The organism is Streptomyces cyaneus, assembly GCF_004028635.1.
GTDB lineage: Bacteria > Actinomycetota > Actinomycetes > Streptomycetales > Streptomycetaceae > Streptomyces > Streptomyces cyaneus.
In genome coordinates, this window is the sequence record NZ_RQJW01000006.1 from 689,505 (window position 1) to 710,572 (window position 21,068).

Annotated in this window: 16 protein-coding genes; 4 read left to right on the forward strand and 12 right to left on the reverse strand. The window is 70.2% G+C overall.

Translation table 11 applies throughout. The annotated features are described in order from the left end of the window. Nucleotides 1–148: 148 nt before the first annotated feature. Both EHO50_RS25330 and EHO50_RS25335 read right to left on the reverse strand, forming a co-directional pair. Nucleotides 149–403: a type II toxin-antitoxin system antitoxin gene (locus tag EHO50_RS25330; protein ID WP_164904931.1), complete on the reverse strand. Its 255-nt coding sequence runs from the start codon at nt 401–403 to the stop codon at nt 149–151. Further along, nucleotides 400–1,347, reverse strand: a complete 948-nt coding sequence (locus EHO50_RS25335; RefSeq protein WP_128433445.1) for an SPFH domain-containing protein — start codon at nt 1,345–1,347, stop codon at nt 400–402. Before EHO50_RS25335 ends, EHO50_RS25330 begins: the two co-directional genes overlap by 4 nt. A 269-nt stretch (nt 1,348–1,616) precedes the next feature. Between EHO50_RS25335 and EHO50_RS25340 the strand changes: the two genes are divergently transcribed. After that, nucleotides 1,617–4,013, forward strand: a complete 2,397-nt coding sequence (locus EHO50_RS25340) for a transglycosylase domain-containing protein (RefSeq protein ID WP_128433446.1) — start codon at nt 1,617–1,619, stop codon at nt 4,011–4,013. A 53-nt stretch (nt 4,014–4,066) separates the two neighbouring features. On the opposite strand, the gene EHO50_RS25345 is transcribed toward EHO50_RS25340, so the two are convergent. The 6 genes from EHO50_RS25345 to EHO50_RS25375 form a co-directional block, all read right to left on the reverse strand. Next, the gene (locus EHO50_RS25345; RefSeq protein ID WP_181449688.1) at nt 4,067–6,208 is read right to left on the reverse strand and encodes a SpoIIE family protein phosphatase; all 2,142 of its coding nucleotides are present in this window, start codon (nt 6,206–6,208) and stop codon (nt 4,067–4,069) included. A gap of 277 nt (nt 6,209–6,485) precedes the next feature. Beyond that, nucleotides 6,486–7,181 carry a cytidylyl-2-hydroxypropylphosphonate hydrolase gene (fomD, locus tag EHO50_RS25350; protein ID WP_181449689.1) on the reverse strand — a complete coding sequence of 232 codons (696 nt, stop codon included), beginning with the start codon at nt 7,179–7,181 and terminating at the stop codon, nt 6,486–6,488. Between the two features lie 72 nt (nt 7,182–7,253). After that, on the reverse strand, nt 7,254–8,663 hold the full coding sequence (locus tag EHO50_RS25355; protein WP_128433448.1) for a class II fumarate hydratase: 1,410 nt from the start codon (nt 8,661–8,663) through the stop codon (nt 7,254–7,256). A gap of 69 nt (nt 8,664–8,732) precedes the next feature. Then, the gene (locus tag EHO50_RS25360; protein WP_128433449.1) at nt 8,733–12,623 is read right to left on the reverse strand and encodes an nSTAND1 domain-containing NTPase; all 3,891 of its coding nucleotides are present in this window, start codon (nt 12,621–12,623) and stop codon (nt 8,733–8,735) included. After that, the gene (locus tag EHO50_RS25365) at nt 12,620–13,036 is read right to left on the reverse strand and encodes a hypothetical protein (RefSeq protein ID WP_128433450.1); all 417 of its coding nucleotides are present in this window, start codon (nt 13,034–13,036) and stop codon (nt 12,620–12,622) included. The genes EHO50_RS25360 and EHO50_RS25365 overlap by 4 nt, the downstream gene beginning before the upstream one ends. Nucleotides 13,037–13,499: 463 nt before the next feature. Further along, nucleotides 13,500–15,191, reverse strand: coding sequence for a fumarate hydratase (locus EHO50_RS25375; RefSeq protein ID WP_128433452.1), 1,692 nt, complete (start codon nt 15,189–15,191; stop codon nt 13,500–13,502). A 164-nt stretch (nt 15,192–15,355) separates the two neighbouring features. Between EHO50_RS25375 and EHO50_RS25380 the strand changes: the two genes are divergently transcribed. Together EHO50_RS25380 and EHO50_RS25385 are read left to right on the forward strand one after the other, a co-directional pair. Then, nucleotides 15,356–16,039, forward strand: a complete 684-nt coding sequence (locus tag EHO50_RS25380; RefSeq protein ID WP_128433453.1) for a DUF1707 SHOCT-like domain-containing protein — start codon at nt 15,356–15,358, stop codon at nt 16,037–16,039. A 175-nt stretch (nt 16,040–16,214) separates the two neighbouring features. Further along, nucleotides 16,215–16,592 (forward strand): WhiB family transcriptional regulator, encoded by a 378-nt coding sequence (locus tag EHO50_RS25385; protein ID WP_128433454.1) that lies wholly within the window; start codon nt 16,215–16,217, stop codon nt 16,590–16,592. 176 nt (nt 16,593–16,768) lie between these two features. Here EHO50_RS25385 and glpX read toward each other — a convergent pair whose 3' ends face one another. Further along, the gene (gene glpX, locus EHO50_RS25390) at nt 16,769–17,806 is read right to left on the reverse strand and encodes a class II fructose-bisphosphatase (RefSeq protein WP_128433455.1); all 1,038 of its coding nucleotides are present in this window, start codon (nt 17,804–17,806) and stop codon (nt 16,769–16,771) included. 127 nt (nt 17,807–17,933) lie between these two features. Between glpX and EHO50_RS25395 the strand changes: the two genes are divergently transcribed. After that, on the forward strand, nt 17,934–18,455 hold the full coding sequence (locus EHO50_RS25395; protein WP_128433456.1) for a DUF4245 domain-containing protein: 522 nt from the start codon (nt 17,934–17,936) through the stop codon (nt 18,453–18,455). A gap of 125 nt (nt 18,456–18,580) precedes the next feature. Here the strand turns inward: EHO50_RS25395 and EHO50_RS25400 are convergent, their stop codons facing one another. From EHO50_RS25400 to xseA, 3 genes are all read right to left on the reverse strand, one after another. Continuing rightward, nucleotides 18,581–19,171 (reverse strand): malonic semialdehyde reductase, encoded by a 591-nt coding sequence (locus EHO50_RS25400; protein WP_128433457.1) that lies wholly within the window; start codon nt 19,169–19,171, stop codon nt 18,581–18,583. 155 nt (nt 19,172–19,326) lie between these two features. Further along, the gene (locus tag EHO50_RS25405; protein ID WP_128433458.1) at nt 19,327–19,575 is read right to left on the reverse strand and encodes an exodeoxyribonuclease VII small subunit; all 249 of its coding nucleotides are present in this window, start codon (nt 19,573–19,575) and stop codon (nt 19,327–19,329) included. 49 nt (nt 19,576–19,624) lie between these two features. Then, the gene (xseA, locus tag EHO50_RS25410; RefSeq protein ID WP_128433459.1) at nt 19,625–20,842 is read right to left on the reverse strand and encodes an exodeoxyribonuclease VII large subunit; all 1,218 of its coding nucleotides are present in this window, start codon (nt 20,840–20,842) and stop codon (nt 19,625–19,627) included. Between the last annotated feature and the right edge of the window lie 226 nt (nt 20,843–21,068).

Genomic DNA, 21,068 nt, shown 5'->3' on the forward strand with positions numbered 1-21,068 from the left:
TACGTCGAGTGTGTAGATCATGGCGGTGGGTGCGACGGCCCAGGTGGGGGGTCATTGTCACGGTTCTGCTACACGGCGGTACGCGGCGGACGGCTCGGGGCGGAGGGACGCTTCTCGGTATCAGTCCGGCGTTTGAGGGCGAGGCCGTTCAGGCCGACGGGGGCCTGGGGGCGGAGTCCCCGGGCGGCCGGCCGCGGCGGGGGATCGGCCCGGTCTCCTTCGGCAGGCGACCCGCGTCCGCGAGCGCCTTCCGCAGCAGGAACTCGATCTGTGCGTTGGCCGAGCGCAGCTCGTCGCCGGCCCACCGTGCGAGCGCCTCGTACACGGACGGGTCGAGCCGCAGCAGCACCTGCTTGCGCTGCGGCCGACCTTGAGGGGCTGAACCCCCGGAGGGAACCGTCACTGGTAGAGCGTCCCGGTGTTGAGGACCGGCTGCGGGGACCTGTCGCCGCACAGCACCACCATCAGGTTCGACACCATCGCCGCCTTCCGCTCCTCGTCCAGTTCCACGATGTCCCGCTCGGAGATCCGCGCGAGCGCCGCCTCGACCATGCCCACCGCACCGTCGACGATCTGCCGCCGTGCCGCGACGACTGCCCCGGCCTGTTGCCGCTGGAGCATCGCTGAGGCGATCTCGGGAGCGTACGCGAGATGCGTGAACCGCGACTCGATGATCTGTACGCCGGCCGCCTCCACGCGCGCGTGCAGTTCGGCGGCGAGCTTCTCGGTGATCTCCTCGGCGTTGCCGCGCAGCGAGAGGCCGCCCTCGTCATGGGCGTCGTACGGGTACTCGATGGCGATGTGCCGCACTGCCGCCTCGGTCTGCGTGGAGACGAACTCCAGGAAGTCGTCCACCTCGAACGTGGCCTGCGCGGTGTCCTGGACCTTCCACACCACGACCGCGGCGAGCTCGATCGGGTTGCCGTAGGCGTCGTTGACCTTGAGGACGGCCGTCTCGTGGTTGCGGACGCGGGTCGAGATCCTCGTGCGGGAGGTGAAGGGGTTGACCCAGCGCAGCCCGTCCTGGCGGATCGTCCCCCGGTAGCGCCCGAAGAGCTGGACGACACGGGCCTCGCCCGGCGCGACCATGTTCAGTCCGGACATCGCGAGGAGCGAACTAAGGGCGGCGAGCACGCCGGGAACGATCAGCGAGGCCTTGATGCCGGCGGCGGCGGCCACGACGGCCCCGCCCGCTATCAGCCCACCCGCGACCACCAGTCCGCCCAGCCCGAGCAGCAGGGCGCGCCCGCCGCCGATGCTGTGCGCGGCGAACTCCCGCACCTGCGGTGCGGGCATGTCGGGTACGTCGGCGGTGGCGGACGTGCGGTCGTTCTTGTCGGTCGACATGGGTCGTATCCCCCGTTTCATCCGGAAGCTCCTGCAAGCCTCCAGTAATCTTTGGTCTAGCTAAGTGATATCACTTTATCGCGTGTAGGCAACCCTATGCGCCCCTCAGCCGTCGGTTCCGGTGGGACGGGTGCTGATTGTCACGTCCCTAAAAGCCCGGATCGACAGGCCTTTGTCACAACTTCCGGTGTTAGCTTTCTGAGCTGACCTGAGCGGCGAACCTGTGTGGCAGGAGTGCACACAAGAGCGAAGCGGAGTGGAACGGACCCATGGGACGAGCGGAAGAGAGACGAGCGCGGCAGCGCGGTGGCCGCCGCGCGGCGCCCGGGCGTTCGTCAGGGTCGCCGTCGAACACTGCGGGCGGCCCGTCGACCACCGTCATCGGCACACCGTCGGACGCCGTCGGAGGCCGGGCCGCGGCCCGCCGGGCGGCCAAGTCCGCGGGCAAGGGCGGCAACGGCAAGGGCCGAATACGCCGGCTCTTCACCTGGAAGAAGATGCTCGGCACGTTCCTCGGTGCGTGCCTGCTCGGCATCGGGTCCTTCATCGCGCTGTACCTGTACGTGGACATCCCGGAGAACAACGCGGCTGCCCAGGCCGCCCTGCGCCAGAGCAACGTCTACAAGTACAGCAACGGCGCGCCCCTCGCCCGCGCCGGCGAGGTCAACCGCGAGATCGTGGACCTGTCCAAGGTGCCGAGGAAGGTCCAGTACACCTTTGTCGCGGCGGAGAACAAGTCGTTCTACCACGACAACGGCATCGACCTGAAGGGCACGGCCCGCGGTCTGCTCAACACGGTGATGGGCAAGGGTGCGCAGGGTGGTTCGACGATCACCCAGCAGTACGTCAAGAACTACTACCTCAGCCAGGAACAGACGGTCAGCCGCAAGCTCAGGGAGATGGTCATCTCCCTGAAGGTCGACCGCCAGATGTCCAAGGACGACATCCTCGCCGGCTACATCAACACCAGCTACTACGGCCGCAACGCCTACGGCATCCAGGCCGCCGCCCAGGCCTACTACCACGTAGACGCCGAGAAGCTCAGTGTCCAACAGGGCGCGTACCTCGCCGCGTTGCTCCAGGCGCCGAGCCAGTACGACTGGGCGGTCGCGTCCGAAACCGGCAAGAAGCTGGTCACCGCCCGATGGAACTACGTCCTGGACAACATGGTCGAGGAGGGCTGGCTCGACAAGTCGGAGCGCCAGGGCATGAAGTTCCCGGAGCCGAAGGAGCCGAAGCCCGTCGCCGGCCGGGAGGGCCAGAAGGGCTATCTGATCGACCTCGCCAACCGCCAGCTGGAGGACCAGCTGATGAAGCAGCAGGGCCTCACCCGCTCCCAGGCCGAGGCCGCGGTCGTCGACCAGGGCTGGACCATCACCCTGAACATCGACAAGAAGAAGCAGGCCGCGCTGGAGGAGGCCGTCAAGGCGCAGCTCACCAGCAAGCTCGACAAGAAGAAGCGGCCGGTCGACGCGGACGTCCAGGCCGGAGCGGTCTCCGTCGACCCCAAGACGGGCAAGGTCGTCGCCCTGTACGGCGGCGTGGACTACTTCGATCACTTCACGAGCAACGCGACGCGCACGGACTACCAGCCCGCCTCCACCTTCAAGCCGGTGATCCTGGCCGCAGCCCTGGAGGAGAACGCCCGGACGCGGTCCGGCAAGCCGATCACCGCGAACGCCATCTACGACGGCACCAGCAAGCGCCAGGTCTTGGACAGCAACGGCAACAAGGTCGGTTTCGCCCCCGAGAACGAGGACGACGAGAACTACGGCAACATCACCGTCCAGCGGGCGATGAACAAGTCCGTCAACTCCGTCTTCGCGCAGATGGGCGTCGACGTCGGCATGAAGAACGTCATGGACGTGGCGGCCAAGCTCGGCATGGACACCAGCAACGAGCAGGCCGTACCCGCGCAGACCCTGGGCACCATGGGCGCCAGCCCACTGCAGATGGCCGGGGTGTACGCCACCCTCGACAACCACGGCAAGAAGGTCACCCCGAGCATCCTCAAGGCGGTCGAGCACAACAGCAGGAGCGTCGACCTCCCGAACCCGATCGGCGAGGAGGTCATCAGCCGCGAGGCCGCCGACTCGGTGACCTCGGTGCTCACGGGCGTGGTCGACGACGGTACGGCGCAGCGGGCCGTGGCGAACAACCCCAAGCGTGACGGCCAGAAGGTCGCCGGCAAGACGGGTACGTCCGACGACAACAAGTCGGCCTGGTTCACCGGCTACACCCCCGACCTGGTCACCTCGGTGGGCCTGTTCGGCGAGGACGACAAGACCCACGCGCAGACCAAGATGTACGGCGCGGGCGGCGAGGTACGCGTCAACGGTGGTGGCTTCCCGGCGCAGATCTGGGCGGCGTACATGTTCGGTGTGACCAAGCCGGACGCCAGGTTCGAGCTGGAGACCGACCAGGGCGCGGCGGTCCAGCCGACCTGGACGCCGACACCGACGCAGGAGCCGACGACCCAGGAGCCGACGGAGGAGCCGACGACTCAGAAGCCGACGGAGACGCCGACGACCCAGGAGCCGACGGAGACGCCGACGACCGAGGAACCGACGCAGGAGCCGACGACCGAGCCACCCACGACGGCGCCGACGGGCGAACCGACGGACGACATCACCCTGGACCCGGTCAGACCTGACGACGGGCAGTAGCTACGGAGAAGGGCGCCCGGCAGCACGCCGGGCGCCCTTGTCGTTTGCGCTTGTCAGCTCCGATTCAACTCGAACCAGACGACCTTCCCGGTACTGAGCCGAGTCGCTCCCCACCGCCGAGCCAGCCGGTTCACCAGGTACAGTCCGCGCCCACCCTCATCCGTGGCCCGAGCCTGCCGAAGCCGCGGCAACTGCGGCACGTCGTCCCCGACCTCGCAGCGCAGCACATCGGTCCGCAGCAGCCGCAGCGTCACCGGCCGCGAGGCGTACCGGACCGCGTTCGTCACGACCTCGCTGACCAACAGCTCGACCGAGTCGGTGAGTTCCTCAAGGCCCCAGCGGGACAGCGCACGCCGGGCCAGCCGCCGGGCACGGCCGGGCGCCGCGTCCTCCGGCTCCAGGAACCAGTACGCCACGTCGCTCGGCGCGATCCCGTCGAAGCGGGCGGCGAGCAGCGCGATGTCGTCGTCCCGGTCGCCCGGGCCGAGCATGTCGAGGACCTCGTCGCAGAGGGCTTCGAGGGGCGGCGGATGGTCGGGGCCGGTGAGCTGCGCGGTCGCGGCGAGCTTCTCGCGCAGCTGCTCTATGCCGGTCCACACGTCGCGCAGGCGCGACTCGACCAGGCCGTCGGTGTACAGCAACAGCGTCGCTCCGGCCGGTGCGTCCAGCTCCACGGCCTCGAAGTCCACGCCGCCGACGCCGATCGGCGCGCCCGCCGGTACGCGCAGTACTTCCGCCCGGCCGCCCAGGTGCAGCAGGACCGGCGGCGGATGGCCGGCGTTGGCGATGGTGATGCGGTGCGACACCGGGTCGTAGACGGCGTACAGGCAGGTCGCCATGCGGTCGGTGCCCAGGCGCTGGGCCTGCTCGTCGAGGTGGTGCAGGACCTCCTGCGGGGGCAGGTCGAGGCCGGCGAGGGTCTGGGCCGTGGTCCGCAGCTGGCCCATGATCGCGGCCGAGGTCATGGAGTGGCCCATGACGTCACCGACGACCAGCGCCACGCGGCTGCCCGGCAGCGGGATCGCGTCGTACCAGTCGCCGCCCACCCGGGCCGTCTCGGCGGCCGGGAGGTAGCGGGAAGCCAGCCGTACGCCGGTCGGGCGGGGCAGCGTCTCCGGCAGCATGGTGCGTTGGAGCTCGTCGGCGATGTACGCCTCACGGCCGTACAGCACCGCCTTGTCGATGCCGAGCGCGCTGTGTGTGGCGAGTTGGGCGGCGACGAGGAGGTCGTCGGGCTCGAAGGCGATGCGATCCGGGCGGCGCAGGAAGACCGCGGCGCCGATGACCCGGCGGCGGCCGCGTAGCGGCGCGAGGATCGCTCGCTGACCGTCGGGGATGATCAACTCTCCGTCGTCGCCGAGGAGTTCGGGCAGGGCGGCCCGGGCGGCGGGCGCGTCGGCGAAGACGGGACGTACGCCGCGCAGCACCTCGGCGAGCGCACCGCCGGGCCGCACCTCGCACAGCTCGGCGGTGACGGAGGACAGCTCGGCCAGCTCGTTCGGCTCCGGCTGCTGCGCCCCCGCGCCCAGGAAGCCGCCCTCGGTGTCCCGCTCCTCCGGGATCCGGTCGGTGCGGCGCAGGCGCAGTACGACGGGCCCCGTGGGCCGCTCGTCGCCGACCGGCAGCGGGTCGCGCAGATAGACGAGGATCGCGTCGGAGAAGGTCGGCACGGTCGCCCGGCACAGCCCCATCACGATCTCGTCCAGGTCGATACCGCGGGCGATCCGCCGGGTGGCGGCGCCCACGAAGCGCAGCCGGTCCCCGTCCCGCCGCATCGGCGTGGGCCCGCCGGGCGGCAGCCCCTGCCCGGTGCGCCGCTCGGCGGACGCCGGCGGCTGCTCGGCGCCGGGCTGCGGCGGGATGGCCTCCTGAACGGGCCGCGGCCGGTGCGTGTCGGGCTCGGCTGATACGGAGGGCTGCGAGTGCTCGGGGCCGTTGCCGGCGATGTCTGAGGGCTCCTTGCTCGGGCCGGACGGTGCGGTGGTGCCCGGCGTGGAAGGGGTCTCTCCGGTGCGCGCCTGCGCGGATAAGGCGGCGGTGCCTCCGGTGCCGCCGCCGGGGGTGTGCGGCGGCGTGGAGTGCCCCGTCGACGGTGTCGAGGTACGCACAAGCGCCCCGCGGGTCTCCGCGGGGTCGACGCCCGTCTCGGGGCGTTCGAAGGAGATCGGCTGCTCCGTCACGCCTTTCGAATCCATCCGTCCGGGGCTGCGCGCCATGCGTGCAGTTCGTCCCGCCGAAACTCCGATACCCGGAATACGTGCCCCAGGAACGGAATCACCGCGTGACCAGAGGCAGTTCCTGTGCAGCCGGTGGACCGTCTGCCCCTGCCGGCATTGCCCTGGTAACCCTCGCTCACGTCCTGCCGCCCCTCGGTGACGATCGGTCAAGCCCGGCGCGCACTCCGGTAGTTGCCCTTGCGCGCCCTTGCGGAGGACGATCCTACGTTTGTTGCCCGGGGGCGCATCAAGGGTCTCACGAGGACAGGTGCGCGGGCGTGCGATCCCAGTCCTCAGGCAAAGAAGGTACAGCCCAGGTGGGATCCGGGCGCCAGTGCTGCCAGCCGTCCGAGAACGGCGGCCCCCAGGCGCGGATCACCTCCACCGCGTCACGCCCCGCCTCCCGCACCCGCTCGGCGAGCCGGTCGTCGATCAGCCCGTCCCGCTGGGCCTGCGCGAACTCGTCCTCGTCCCGCCAGTGCCAACTGCGGTCCGGGTGCACGGAGATGTCGAGAAAGTGGTCCTCGGAGTCCACCCCGCCCGCCCAACGGGCCATCGGCTGCTCAAGGTTCACGTACCAGTTCTTGAACTGCCACCCGGGCTCCCAGAACAGCCACACCGACCACGGCTCACCGGGCCGCGCGAGCTTCAGCACCCCGGTCCCGAACCACCGGTCGCGCTGGACGGAACGCGGCTTGGTGTACCGCGTCTCGAGCGGTTCCATGTGCACGGCGGTCCCGTCGGCCAGCACGGGTCTGACACACTCCGTCCCCGGCGCCAGCCATACGGCGAGGACCTCGGCGTCGTCACGTACGACGGTGACGGGACGCGCGATGTGGAAGCGAGGGCCCGCGTTCTCCCGGTACCGCCACAGGATCTGCGTGCCGGGCGCCCAGAAGGCCGTCGATCCGCCCGCTTTCACTTCCGTCGTCACCGCTCCACCGTCCGCCATGCACAGATATTAGGTGCCACAGGCATACGACGCTGCGGCGCGCGTCACGGTTCACGCCGTCGCGATCATTGGTTACGGCCGTGTCATCCGCAGGACATCCAAGGCCTCGTCGAGCTGCTCCACGGTGAGGTCGCCGCGCTCCACATACCCGCTCTCCAGGACGACTTGGCGGATCGTCTTCCGCTCCGCGAGCGCCTTCTTGGCGACCTTGGCGGCCTCCTCGTACCCGATGTACTTGTTGAGCGGCGTGACCACGGAGGGCGACGACTCGGCGTACTCCAGGGCCCGTTCGCGGTGCGCGACGATGCCGTCGACGGTGCGATCGGCCAGCAGCCGGGAGGCGTTGGCGAGCAACCGGATGGATTCCAGCACATTCTTCGCGATGACCGGCAGCATCACATTCAGCTCGAAGTTGCCCGCGGCGCCGGCGGTGGCCACGGTGGCGTCGTTGCCGACGACCTGCGCGGCGACCATGAGCACGGCCTCCGGGATGACCGGATTGACCTTGCCGGGCATGATCGAGGAGCCGGGTTGGAGGTCGGGGAGGCTGATCTCGGCGAGCCCTGTACGGGGGCCGGAGGCCATCCACCGCAGATCGTTGGCGATCTTCGTCAGCCCGACCGCGATGGTCCGCAGCTGCCCGCTGGTCTCCACGATCCCGTCCCGGGCCCCCTGCGCCTCGAAGTGGTCGCGGGCCTCGGTGAGGGGCAGCCCGGTGGTGCGGGCGACCTCCTCGATGACGGCGGCGGAGAAGCCGGGCGGGGTGTTGATGCCGGTGCCGACGGCCGTACCGCCGAGGGGGAGTTCGGCGAGGCGGGGCAGGGAGGCGGCCAGCCGCTCGACGCCGTACCGCACTTGGGCGGCGTAACCACCGAACTCCTGACCCAGCGTCACGGGCGTGGCGTCCATGAGATGGGTCCGCCCCGACTTCACGACGTCGGCGAACTCCTCGGCCTTGCGCTCCAGGGACCCGGCGAGGTGTTCGAGGGCCGGGACGAGGTCGCGGGTGACGGCGGCCGTGGCGGCGATGTGGATGGAGGACGGGAAGACGTCGTTGGACGACTGAGAGGCGTTCACGTGGTCGTTCGGGTGGACGTCCCGCCCGAGCCGCTCGGTCGCCAGGGTGGCGATGACCTCGTTGGTGTTCATGTTGGACGAGGTCCCGGACCCGGTCTGGAACACGTCGATGGGAAAGTGCTCGTCCCACCGCCCCTCGGCGACCTCGCCGGCCGCCTCCTGGATCGCCTCGGCGATGTCCTTGTCGAGCACCCCGAGCCGCGCGTTCACCTTGGCGGCGGCACCTTTGATCCGCGCGAGGGCCTCGATGTGGGCCCGCTCGATGCGCTGCCCGGAGATGGGGAAGTTCTCGACGGCCCGCTGGGTCTGGGCCCGCCACTTGGCGTGCGCGGGAACGCGGACCTCGCCCATGGAGTCGTGCTCGATGCGATAGCCCTGCTCGGCGTCGTCGGCAGTCGTCGTCATTGTTGTACCTCCACGGGGGAGAGCACGTGGCCCCTGAGGCCTATTCCCGTTTCAGGATCGCGCAGCCTGTCAGCCCCCGCAGGGCGGTTCGTACGGCAGGTCCGGCGACACGTACTTCTTCCAGTTGTCCTGGGTCATGGCGTGCCGCGTCGAGGCGCACAGAAGCGTCCGGGCACGGGCGGTGTCGGTCTGCCAGAGGCGTACGGTGCCGTCCATGCCACCTGTGATGAGGTGGTGGCCGCCGCGTGGACTGGGGACGAGCGCCGACACGGCTCCGCCGTGGCCGTTGACCGGATAGCCGTACGCGCTGGTGCGGGCCGGATCGGAGACGTCCCAGAGCCGGATCTGGCCGATGGCGTTGCCGCTGGCGAGCAGTGTGCCGTCGGGGAAGAAAGCGACACTGCTCGTGATGCCTCCGCTGAGCACGGGTTCCCCGACGGCCGCCGGTGAGCGGGGCCGGGAGACGTCCCACAGCCTGACCTTGCTGTCCCCGCCGCCGGTCGCTATCAGCTGCGCGCGGGGGTCGGCCGCGAGGGAGAGGACGTTCTGGGGGCTGAGCACTTCACCGGTCAGGGAAGGCGCTTCGCCGTCGGCCATGCGCCAGACACGCAGGTAGCCGGCGGTGTCGGCGGTGTAGAGGTAGCCCCCTCGGGGCGCGGCGGCCAGGCCCCTGAGCGGGAACTGCTGTCCCCGCACCTCGCCGTCGCCCAGGGGGTCGGGTCGGCTGGGGTCGGAGACGTCCCAGGCCCGCAGCCCGCCCGCTTGGTCCCCCCTGAGGATCATGGTGGCGGCGACCAGCGAGCGCCCGGCCGCGTCGAAGGCCAGGGCCCCGACCTGTTTCGTCTGGCCGGGCAGCGCCGTGCCGACCGGCAGAGGCCGAGCCGGAGCCGACAGGTCCCACAGCCGTACATCGCCGCCGAAGTCGCCGGTGGCCAGCAGGGGACTTCGGGACGGACCGGGCCGGAAGGCGAGGGCGTTGACGGTCGCACGCGACGGCGGGAGCTTCCCCAGCGGGGTCAGACGGGTGGGGTCGGAGACGTCCCAGAGGGTGACCTGGTTGCCGGACGCGGCCGCGAGCAGCCGCCCGTCGGAGGTCACCGCCATCGCCTCGACGCTCTGGCCCCCGCTCATGACGCTCAGCGTGGCGGGCAGCCGCCACAGCAGTACCCGCCCGTCGGCCGCGCTGCTGGCGAGGGTGCGGCCGGTGGCGTCGAAGGCGAGGTTGTTGACCGCGGTGGTGTGTCCGCGCAGGGGAGGGCCGAGCACCCTGGTGAAACCGGGCGCTCCCGCGTTCCACAGGTGGACGGCCCCGGAGTTGTCCCCGGTGGCCAGGATCCGCCCGTCCGGGCTGAAAGCGACCGACATGACCGGGCTGTTGAGGAAGAGTGTGTTCGCCACCTTCGGGCGGCCCGGATCGGACACGTCCCAGACGACGACCCGGTTGTCGCTCCCGGCGCTGGCCAGCGTCCGCCCGTCGGGACTGTAAGCCACCCGGTTGACGATGTAGTCGCCGTGACCGCCGAGCGCACCCCCGAGTGCCCTGGGGCGGTCCGGATCCGAGACGTCCCACAGCCGCAGCAGCCTCGACCGGGAGGTGCCCGGCCCGGTGCCGCCGCTGACGGCCAGCGTGTCGCCGTCCGGGCTGAACGCCGTGGACGCGATGATCTGCGCCACGACGGAGTGGACGGTGCTCAGCCGACGGGGCTGCCTCGGTTCGGCCACGTCCCACAACTCGACGGTGCCGGTCGGTGTGGCACCGCCCTGGTAGTACGTCGACAGAGCCAGCGTCCGCCCGTCAGGGCTGAAGCTCAGACTCCACACCGGGCCTTTCGACACCGGCACCAGGGGCGAGAGGGCCACCGGGTGCCGGGCGTCGGAGACGTCGTACATCCGCAGGCTGCCGCCGTCGCCGACGGCCAGCAGATCGCCCCGCTCGTTGTACGCGGTCGGCCCCGTCGGTCCGGGCCCGGTCTTGATCGAGCCGGTCAGCGGGGCGGGGCGGCTGGGCTCCGAGGCATCCCAGATGCGCAGCCCGCCCTTGCTCGTGCCCGTGGCGAGTCGGCCTTTCGGACCGAAGGTGACCGAGTACACCGTGTCGAACCGCTGCGGCAGCGGAGTGGCGTGAATCGTCCCCGCTCCCTGCATCAGCCGCGTGCGCAGCGCGGCCGTCGGCCGCATCCGGTACGCGATGAGGTCGAGCTGCGCGGCGAGGGCGCTGTCGGTGTCGCGCCGGCGGTCCGCCTCGGCGGTCACCCGGTCGAAGATCGCGGCGTCGCGCTGCGCGAGCGCCTCGCTCCGGCGGTCGAAGGCGAACGCCGCCAGTCCCGAGGCGAGCAGCAACAGGACGACGATCGTCGCGATCGCGCCGCGCCGGATCAGCCGGGCGCGCCGGTGCTGCCGCTGTGAGGCGGTGAGGAACGCGGTGGCCAGCGGCGGGGCGTCGTGCCGGTGGTCCGCGGCCCAGGTCCGGGCCCGTTCCAGCCGGGTGCCCCGGTACAGGAGCGTGGAGTCGCCGCGGCCGGCGTTGTCCCAGGCGGAGGCGGCTTCCTCCACCTCCTGGCGGATCACACCGTGCTGACCGGCCGCCTTGATCCAGTCGCGCAGCTCCTTCCAGGCCCACAGCAGTGCCTCGTGGGTGACCTCCACGGTGGCCTCGTTGTGCGCGACACCCCGGGTGAGCAGCCGCGCCTCGGTGAACCGGTCGGCCAGCTCGTCCACCGCCGCCGGGTCGGTGGCCGTACGTCGCAGGTCACGCAGGGGGCGGCGGCGACGGGACACCTCGCCGTTCTCACCGATCCTGACCAGGCCGAGGAAGAACGGCCGCGCCGCCGCCCCCGCGGCCGGAGTCAGCTGCCGGAACACGTTCCGCGCGGTGGTCTCGATGGCGCCGTCGATGCCTCCGGTGTCGCGGTAACTGTCCACGGTGAGGGTGTCGCCCCTGCGGCCCAGCCAGGTGCGCTCCAACGCGTGGGCGAGCAGAGGCAGTTGACCGGATCCGTAGGCGGTGTCCTCGTCCCGCCAGGCCGTGCCGCGCAGGTCGCGCAGGATCAGATCGACAAGCCCCTGCCCGAACTTGAGACCGCACCGGTCGGCCGGGAGAGTCACGGCCTTGCGCACGTCCTCCTCGTCCATCGGGCCGACGATGACCTGATGGGTGTCCAGGACGTCCCGCAGATGCGGGAAGGCGAGACAGGAGCCGTAGTGGTCCGCGCGCAGGCCGTAGACGGCGAGGGCGACGGGTTCCGCGGCCTCGGTGCCTTCGGTCAGTGCGGCGAGCGCCGCCACGAACCGGTGGCGCGCTGGCTCGTCCTCGCAGGCCGTGAACAGCTCCTCGAACTGGTCGACGACGAGCACCAGCCGTTCGCCCGGCGCCAGGCGCAGCCGCTCCCGCAACAGCTGGGGAAGCGCGTGCGGCTCGTCCCCCACAGCCTGCCCGACCACCGCCTCCTCGACCACCGCCTCGTCGACCCCGGCGACCTGCGCGAGGCCGGCGGACAGCGCCCTGAGCGGGTCGGACGTCGGCGTGAACAGCAGCTGCCGCCACTTCGCCGAGCCCTCGACCTGCCCCTTGGCCAGCTCCCACAACAGCCCGGCCCGCAGCACCGAGGACTTGCCCGCACCGGACGGCGCGACGACGGCCAGCGGCTTGTGCTCGGTCAGACACCCCCGGAGCCGGGCCAGCACCTGGCTGACCACGTCCTCGCGCCCGAAGAACCACTCCGCCTCGTCCAGCCGGAACGCCCGCATCCCGGGATAGGGGCACACATGGGTCGTCGCCGGGCTGCTCGTCCGGTCGTACTCGTCACCGGCGTGGTGGTAGTGATCGTGCCGGTGACTGTTCACATCGCCCTGCACGACGATCATGCTCTGGGCGGACTGGTAGACGGTGCCGTGCTCGGTCGCCTCGGCGCGCAGCACGACCTCCACCGACCGCTGCCGGGCGCCGTCCGGGGAGGTCATGTCGGCTTGACGTGCATGTCACGGCCGGCCTGATAGACCGTTCCGCCATCCTTCGCCTCGGCGTGCATATCGATGCGCTGAGCCGGGGCATCGTCCGGTTCGCCCCGTTCGGCGGCGAGTTCATCGACCAGGGCGTCGAGCGCCCGGCGGGCCGCCGGTTCGGCGTCGAGCAGGGCACGGAAACGCTCTTGCCATGCCTCGACGAGCCGGGACTCCTCCTCGTCGCTCGGCGAGTCGCGCAGTACGTCGAGGGCGGCGTCCGTCGCGGACTCGGCAGCGGACGCCTCGTCCGGGCGGTGCCGCCGCCACACGCCCACGACCAGCTCTTTCACCCGCGCCCAAGCGTCGGTCGAGAGCGAACTCACCACCGTGTTGGCGGCCGTCGCCGCCAGGACGGCCAACTGCTCCTCCATGAGCATCCCCCGTGTCCCCTGCGTGGCTGCTGTCCACTGCTGAGTCAACTGCCATGCGTAGTCTGCCAGTTACTCAGCGCCCAGTGTGGGGAAGTCGAGGCAGGTTTTGCGAGGGAGCGGCGGTGAGGAAACGGTGAACGGGGCCCGGGATGTGCCAGCGGAGTCAACAGTCACTGGTCAAACCGACCGACGCATTTCAGCCCGTCCGGCGTTTGAGGACGAGCTCCGCCATCCCGATCCCCCGCCCACCCGCTGGGGGCTCTGCCTCACTGCGGCGGCGGTCACTTCCCGGTGCCGGTCCAGGCATTCCAGCCCGTCCGGCGTTTGAGGACGAGGCCCGTTCAGGGCCGACGGGGGTCCAGGGGGCAGAGCCCCCTGGCGGGGTAGAAGGGGCGGAGCCCCTTCAAGGACGGGAAGGGTAGGGGCGGCGGGGGCGAACTCCATCCCCGCCGCACCACAGTCGCTACGCGAGCCCAGGCCCCCGAACCGGAATCGACGTGAACGTCGGCGCAGGCGCCGGGTCCTGGAAGAAGTCGTTGCCCTTGTCGTCGACCACGATGAACGCCGGGAAGTCCTCGACCTCGATCTTCCAGACGGCCTCCATGCCGAGCTCCTCGTACTCGACGACCTCGACCTTCTTGATGCAGTCCTGGGCGAGACGGGCAGCGGGCCCCCCGATGGACCCCAGGTAGAACCCGCCGTGGGCGCCACACGCGTCCGTGACCTGCTTGCTGCGGTTGCCCTTCGCGAGCATCACCTTCGAGCCACCCGCAGCCTGGAACTGCTCGACGTAACTGTCCATGCGCCCGGCCGTGGTCGGGCCGAACGAACCCGACGCGTAGCCCTCGGGCGTCTTCGCCGGCCCGGCGTAGTACACCGGGTGGTCCTTCAGGTACTGCGGCATCTCCTCGCCCGCGTCCAGCCGCTCCTTGATCTTGGCGTGCGCGATGTCGCGGGCCACGACCAGCGGACCGGTGAGCGAAAGCCGGGTCTTGACCGGGTACTTGGTCAGCTCGGCGAGGATGTCGTCCATCGGCTGGTTGAGGTCGATCTTGACGACGTCACCGTCCCCCGCGGCGGAGCCGCTATTGGATTCAGCCAGGTGCTCGTCGGTCGTCTCCGGCAGGAACCGCGCCGGGTCGGTCTCCAGCTGCTCCAGGAACACGCCCTCCGCGGTGATCTTCGCGACGGCCTGACGGTCGGCGGAGCAGGAGACGGCGATGGCGACGGGGCAGGAGGCGCCGTGCCGCGGCAGCCGCACCACCCGCACGTCATGGCAGAAGTACTTGCCCCCGAACTGCGCGCCGATCCCGATCTTCTGCGTCAGCTCGAAGACCTTCTCCTCCAGCTCCTTGTCCCGGAAGCCGTGCCCGAGCGGTGAGCCCTCGGCCGGGATCTCGTCCAGGTAGTGCGCGGAGGCGTACTTCGCGGTCTTCAGCGCGTACTCGGCGGACGTACCGCCGACGACGATCGCCAGGTGGTACGGCGGACAGGCGGCCGTACCCAGCGAACGGATCTTCTCCTCCAGGAACTTCATCATGGAGGCCTCGTTCAGAACGGCCTTCGTCTCCTGGTACAGGAAGGACTTGTTGGCGGAGCCGCCGCCCTTCGCCATGAACAGGAACTTGTAGGCGCCGCCGTCGGTGGCGTACAGCTCGATCTGCGCCGGCAGGTTCGACCCGGTGTTCTTCTCGTCCCACATGGTCAGCGGAGCCATCTGGGAGTAGCGCAGGTTGAGGTTCAGATAGGCGTCGTAGATGCCACGGCTGAGGGCCGCCTCGTCGCCACCCTCGGTCAGCACGTTCTGCCCGCGCTTGCCCATCACGATCGCCGTACCGGTGTCCTGGCACATCGGCAGCACACCGGCCGCCGCGATGTTCGCGTTCTTCAGCAGGTCCAGCGCCACGAACTTGTCGTTGCTCGACGCCTCGGGGTCGTCGATGATCCGCCGCAGCTGGGCCAGGTGCGCGGGCCGCAGATAGTGCTGGATGTCGTGGATGGCCTCCTCGGCCAACTTGCGCAGCGCCTCCGGCTCGACCTTGAGGAACGTCCGCCCGTCGGCCTCGAAGGTGGAGACACCCTCGGAGGTCACCAGCCGGTACGGGGTGGTGTCCTCTCCCATGGGGAGCAGATCGGTGTACGCGAACTCAGGCATCTCAGCCCATTCCTCACTCGACAGACGGCAACCGCCTCCATTGGCGGCCTCATCAGCCTAGAACCTGTCCAAGCCCGGAAGCTTGTGAGGTAAGGCTCAGTTCGGAATCCTGCGCGTCATCCACAGGGGTATCGCGATCTATCGTGTTTGGGTACGCTGCTGTCGTGGACCTTCAGAAGCAGACCGTGCCCGCTGCCGCCACCGAGCTCCGTGCCTCCGACGCCGATCGCGACCGGATCGCCGACATCCTGCGCGACGCCCTGGCCGAGGGCCGCCTCACCGCCGACGAGCACGCCGAGCGCGTCGAGGGCGCGCTGGCGGCCAAGACGGTCGGTGAACTGGATGTCTTCATACGGGACCTGCCCGCAGCCCACGAGCGCCGCGCACCCCATGCCCCCGCCCCCAGCCGCCCCGCCCCCGGCGCGATCCCGGCCGACCCCGACGAGAACGTGGTCGCGGTCTTCAGCAGCGCCGTCCGCAGGGGACGCTGGCGCGCGGGCCGCCGAATCCATGCGTACGCGATCTTCGGCAGCGTGGAGCTGGACCTCAGCGAGGCGCTCTTCGCGTACCAGCACATCGTGATCCGGGCGTTCTCGGTCTGCGGCAGCGTCGAGGTCCGCGTCCCGGAGAACGTCTCGCTGCGCGGCACCGGCGGCGGTGTCCTCGGCAACTTCGAGGTGGACCACCTCGACGCGGAGGACCCCGAGGCGCCGGTCGTCCATGTCGACGGCTGGGCCGTGCTCGGCAACGTCGAGGGCCGGCCGAAGCGGGGGAAGTTCGTCGCGGACATCCTCGATCGCGTTCAGCGCAAGGTCGACAAGAGTTTGCGCAAGCATCTGGATCATTGACGGTTGTGAATCGGACCTCCTCCGACCCGGCTCCCCAGCCCTCCCGATAGCCGTACGGCGGCCCGCTGGACCCCCCGAAATCCAGCGGTTCGGAACTGACTGCATAGGCGCGCGTACAGCGGGTAGACCTTGCTGCATCGTCTCTCGCTCGCGAAGCCGTCGTCAGGAGTAGACCGTGCTGCAACCGCCGCATTCGTCCCTGCAGGTAGCTGCCGTTCCGGCCCAGCGGGTGCCAGTGCGAGACAGGGACCAAGACGCCCCGTGGCATACAGAGGCCGTGTGCCGCCGCGACGAGGCCGGCCTGTTCTTCGCCCCCTCAAAGGAGCCCACCGCGGCCCGCCTCTCCCGTGAGGAGGCGGCCAAGCGAGTCTGTGCCCGCTGTCCGGTCATGGTCGAGTGCCGCGAACACGCCCTCCTCCAGCCCGAACCGTACGGCGTCTGGGGCGGCCTCACGGCAGCAGAGCGCCGAGTGGTCCTGGCCAGGCGCCGCCGCCGCGAAATGGAACTGAAGAAGGCGGCGAGGGCGACGAACCGCATAGCGCAGGCAGGCTGAGCAACAAAAAGGGCGCCCCCTCCGCACCGGGGGCGCCCTTTTTGACCAAGGGGAGCGGGCCAACCCAAGGGGCGCGGGGCTGCATCGATGTGCGGCTCCGCCGCGTGGGCGCGATCAACCACACACAACCGGTAGCCGCCGACGATCCGCAGTCCCGAGCTCTCAGGCGCTACGCACTACTTCGCGCGGTCGAAATCAATCGCGCTGTAGGCCCGCAGCTTGCTCAGTCGGTGCTCGGAATCAATCCGCCGCACCGTCCCCGACTTCGACCGCATCACGATCGAGTCGGTGGTCGCGGTCTCCGACCGATACCGCACACCCCGCAGCAACTCACCGTCGGTGATCCCGGTCGCGACGAAGAACACGTTGTCCCCGGCGACCAGGTCGTCGGTGAGCAGCACCCGGTCGAGGTCGTGCCCGGCGTCGATCGCCCGCTGTCGCTCCTCGTCGTCCTTCGGCCACAGCTTGCCCTGGATGGTGCCGCCGAGGCACTTCACGGCACAGGCCGAGATGATCCCCTCCGGCGTACCGCCGATGCCGAGCAGCATGTCGACGCCGGTGCCCTCACGCAGTGCGTAGATGGACCCCGCGACATCGCCGTCGGAGATCAGCTTGATGCGCGCACCCGCATCCCGGATCTCCTTGATGATGCCCTCGTGGCGAGGCCGGTCGAGGATGACGACGGTGACGTCCTCCGGCGTGGACCGCTTCGCCTTCGCGACCCGGCGGATGTTCACGGACACGGGCGCGTTGATGTCGACGAAGTCCGCGGCCTCGGGGCCGGTGACCAGCTTGTCCATGTAGAACACGGCGGACGGGTCGAACATGGACCCCCGGTCGGCCGCGGCCAGCACGGCGATCGCGTTGGGCATGCCCTTCGCGGTCAGGGTGGTTCCGTCGATCGGGTCGACGGCGATGTCGACCTCGGCCCCGGTTCCGTCGCCGACCCGCTCTCCGTTGAAGAGCATCGGCGCTTCGTCCTTCTCGCCCTCACCGATGACGACGACGCCGTTCATCGACACGGTGTGGACGAGGGTCCGCATGGCGCGCACCGCGGCACCGTCGGCGCCGTTCTTGTCGCCGCGCCCGACCCAGCGGCCCGCGGCCATCGCCGCTGCCTCGGTCACGCGGACCAGTTCCAGGGCGAGGTTGCGGTCGGGGGCTTCGCTGGGTACTTCGAGCTCGGACGGCAAATGATGATGATTCTCGGTCATCGGAGCGCACCTTTCTGATACGACGACGGCCGGATGAGGGTGACCTCCCTGACTCTATCCTCGGGCGGACAGAATGAGCAGGGGGCCCCACGGATGAGCAGGCGGGGCACCTGCGACGATAGGGGGCGTGGCAGGTTCGAACGGCAAGCAGAAGTCGGTCCGCAACATGGTCCTCTCCCTGGGAGTGACCGTGCTCGCGGCGGGGGTCATCTATCTCTTCGTTCCCCATGAGGACGGCGCTCCCGACCTCCCGCGGGTCGACTACCGCGTCGAGCTGCTCACGGCCCGCCGCGCGGCGTCCTACCCCGTGCTCGCGCCCCAGGGCCTGCCCGACACCTGGAAGGCGACGTCCGTCCGCTTCAAGGGCGACGACTTCGACGCCTGGCACCTCGGCTTCCACGTCCCGGGTGGCCAGTACGTGCAGGTCGAGCAGTCGGCCGAGAAGCCGGCGACCTTCCTGGAGGAGGCCACCCGGGGCGGGCAGGCGACCAAGGTGACCGAGGAGATCGGCGACCGGACGTGGACGCGGTACACGGGCGGGCGGTACGACGCGCTCGTGCACCAGGAGAAGGGCGCGACCACCGTGGTGGCGGGCACGGGTTCGTTCGAGCAGCTGACCCAGATGGCGAAGGCGCTCAAGGCGGAGTGACCGTCCGCGCACGACTTGGCTGATGACTCGGCTGACCACTTGGCTGACGACGAGAGGCCCCCGGCGACAGCGCCGGGGGCCTCTCGTGTGCGCGGGATCGGTGCCCGCTGGGTGCTCGGGTCGACTCAGACGGTCGTGATGACCTGGTCGAACTCCAGGCGGGGGGAGCGCGGGTACCAGGCGTCGGGGCCCGGCTTGCCGATGTTGACGACCATCAGCGGGGTGTGGTCGTCGTCCAGGAACTCCTTGCGGACGCCCTCGAAGTCGAAGCCGGTCATCGGGCCCGCGGCCAGCCCGGCGGCGCGGACGCCGACGATGAAGTACGCGGCCTGCAGGGCGGCGTTCAGCCCGGCGGCGTTCTCGCGGGCCGCGCGCTCGCTGAAGAAGAGGTCCTTGGCCTGGGGGAACGCCGGGAAGAGGGCCGGCAGCTCCTCGTGGAACTCGTTGTCCGCGGACAGGATCGCGACCAGCGGGGCGGCGGCGGTCTTGGCCTGGTTGCCCTCGGCCATGTGCTGCACCAGACGCTCACGGGCCTCGGCGGAGCGGACCAGGGTGATGCGCAGCGGGGTCTGGTTGAAGGCGGTGGGGCCGTACTTGACCAGGTCGTAGATCGCCTGGACCTGCTCCTCGGTCACCGGCTCGTCGGTGAAGGAGTTCGCGGTGCGGGCCTCGCGGAACAGCAGGTCCTGGGCGGCGGAGTCAAGAACGAGAGACATACGTGAACCTTCTCGGGATGTTCGTCGTGCGCGTAAGCGGACCCAGGGCATAAGCGGACCGGGGACCGGTTGTCGTCGTCGACGGTACGCGAGACAAGTTCAAGCTTCAACAAAGACTGGGGTCTGGTGATCCGCCTCACAGCCCCGGCCAGGCGTCAACGCCCGTCGTCGCCGCCGTCCTCCTGCCCCGCCTCGGCCTCGGCCTCCTCGGCGAGCGCCGCGTCCAGCCGCGCCCGGGCCCCCTCCAGCCAGCGCCGGCACACCTTGGCCAGCTCCTCGCCCCGCTCCCACAGCGCGAGGGACTCCTCCAGCGTCGTACCGCCCGCCTCCAGCCGCCGTACGACCTCGATCAGCTCGTCCCGGGCCTGCTCGTACCCGAGGGCCTCTTCCACCTTGCTGGTCATTCGCCCACCCTATGCATCGCGCGGTCCATCGACTTGTACGGCCGGTCCATCAACTGGCCGGTCCATCAACTCGTACGGAGAACTCCCCCTCGGCGACACGCGCCCGCAGCGCCTCGTCCGCCGTCACCTCGCCCGGGTCACGGACCACATGCCCGTCGGCCTTCTGCAGGACCGCATAGCCCCGCTTCAGGGTCGCCGCGGGGGAGAGGGCCACCACGCGCGCGTGCGTGTGCGTCAGCTCCGACTCGGCGCGGTCGAGGAGGTGGCCGAGGCAGCGCCGGCTTCGGTCGAGGAGGGAGGTCACGTGATCGGCCCGTTCGTCGATCATCCGGTGCGGATCCTCTATCGAGGGTCGCGCGAGGGCATGCGCGAGCCCACGCTCCTCCCGCTCGATGTACGCCTCGACACACCGCCGGGCCCGGTCGCGCAGCATCCGCACCCGCTCGTACTCCTCACCCACGTCCGGTACGACCTTCTTGGCCGCGTCGGTCGGAGTGGAGGCCCGCAGATCGGCGACGTGGTCGAGGAGGGGGTTGTCGGGCTCGTGCCCGATGGCGGACACCACCGGCGTACGGCATGAGGCGACGGCCCGCACCAGCTGCTCGTCGGAGAAGGGCAGCAGGTCTTCCACGCTGCCGCCGCCTCGGGCAACGATGATCACATCCACGTCGTCGATCTCGTCGAGCTCCTTCACCGCCTGCACGACCTGCGGTACGGCGTGCACGCCCTGCACGGGGACGTTGCGCACCTCGAAGCGGACGGCGGGCCAGCGGTGGCGGGCGTTCTCCAGCACGTCCCGCTCGGCGGCGGAGGCGCGTCCGCAGACGAGGCCGATCAGCTGCGGGAGGAACGGCAGCGGCTTCTTCCGCTCCGGTGCGAAGAGCCCCTCCGCGGCGAGGGCCTTCTTCAGCATCTCCAGCCGGGCAAGGAGCTCGCCGACGCCGACGGGCTTTATCTCGGTGGCACGCAGGGAGAGCTGGCCACGGGGCGCGTACCACTCGGGCTTGGCGAGTACGACGACGCGGGCGCCCTCGCTCACCACGCCGGCGACGGCGTCGAAGACCTGCCGATAGCAGGTCACGCTGACGGAGATGTCGTACGAGGGATCCCGCAACGTCAGAAACACGACGCCGGCACCGGGGCGCCGCGACAACTGCGTGATCTGCCCCTCGACCCACACCGCCCCGAGCCGATCGATCCACCCCCCGATGAGCCGCGACACCTCACCGACGGGCAGGGGCGATTCGGGGGACGTGTTCACAGCCATGCCGCGAGCGTATCGGCCACGACTGACAACACGGCCCAGCCGGCCAGGTAACCGTGATGCTCCGCGGCCCCGGGGTTTTCCTCGCCCCCGCCGCCCCTACCCGTCCCGTCCTTGAAGGGGCTCCGCCCCTTCGACCCCGCCAGGGGGCTCTGCCCCCTGGACCCCCGCTCCTCACCCGCCGGAGGGGCTGAGTTACTCAGCCCGTCCGGCGTTTGAGGACGAGGCC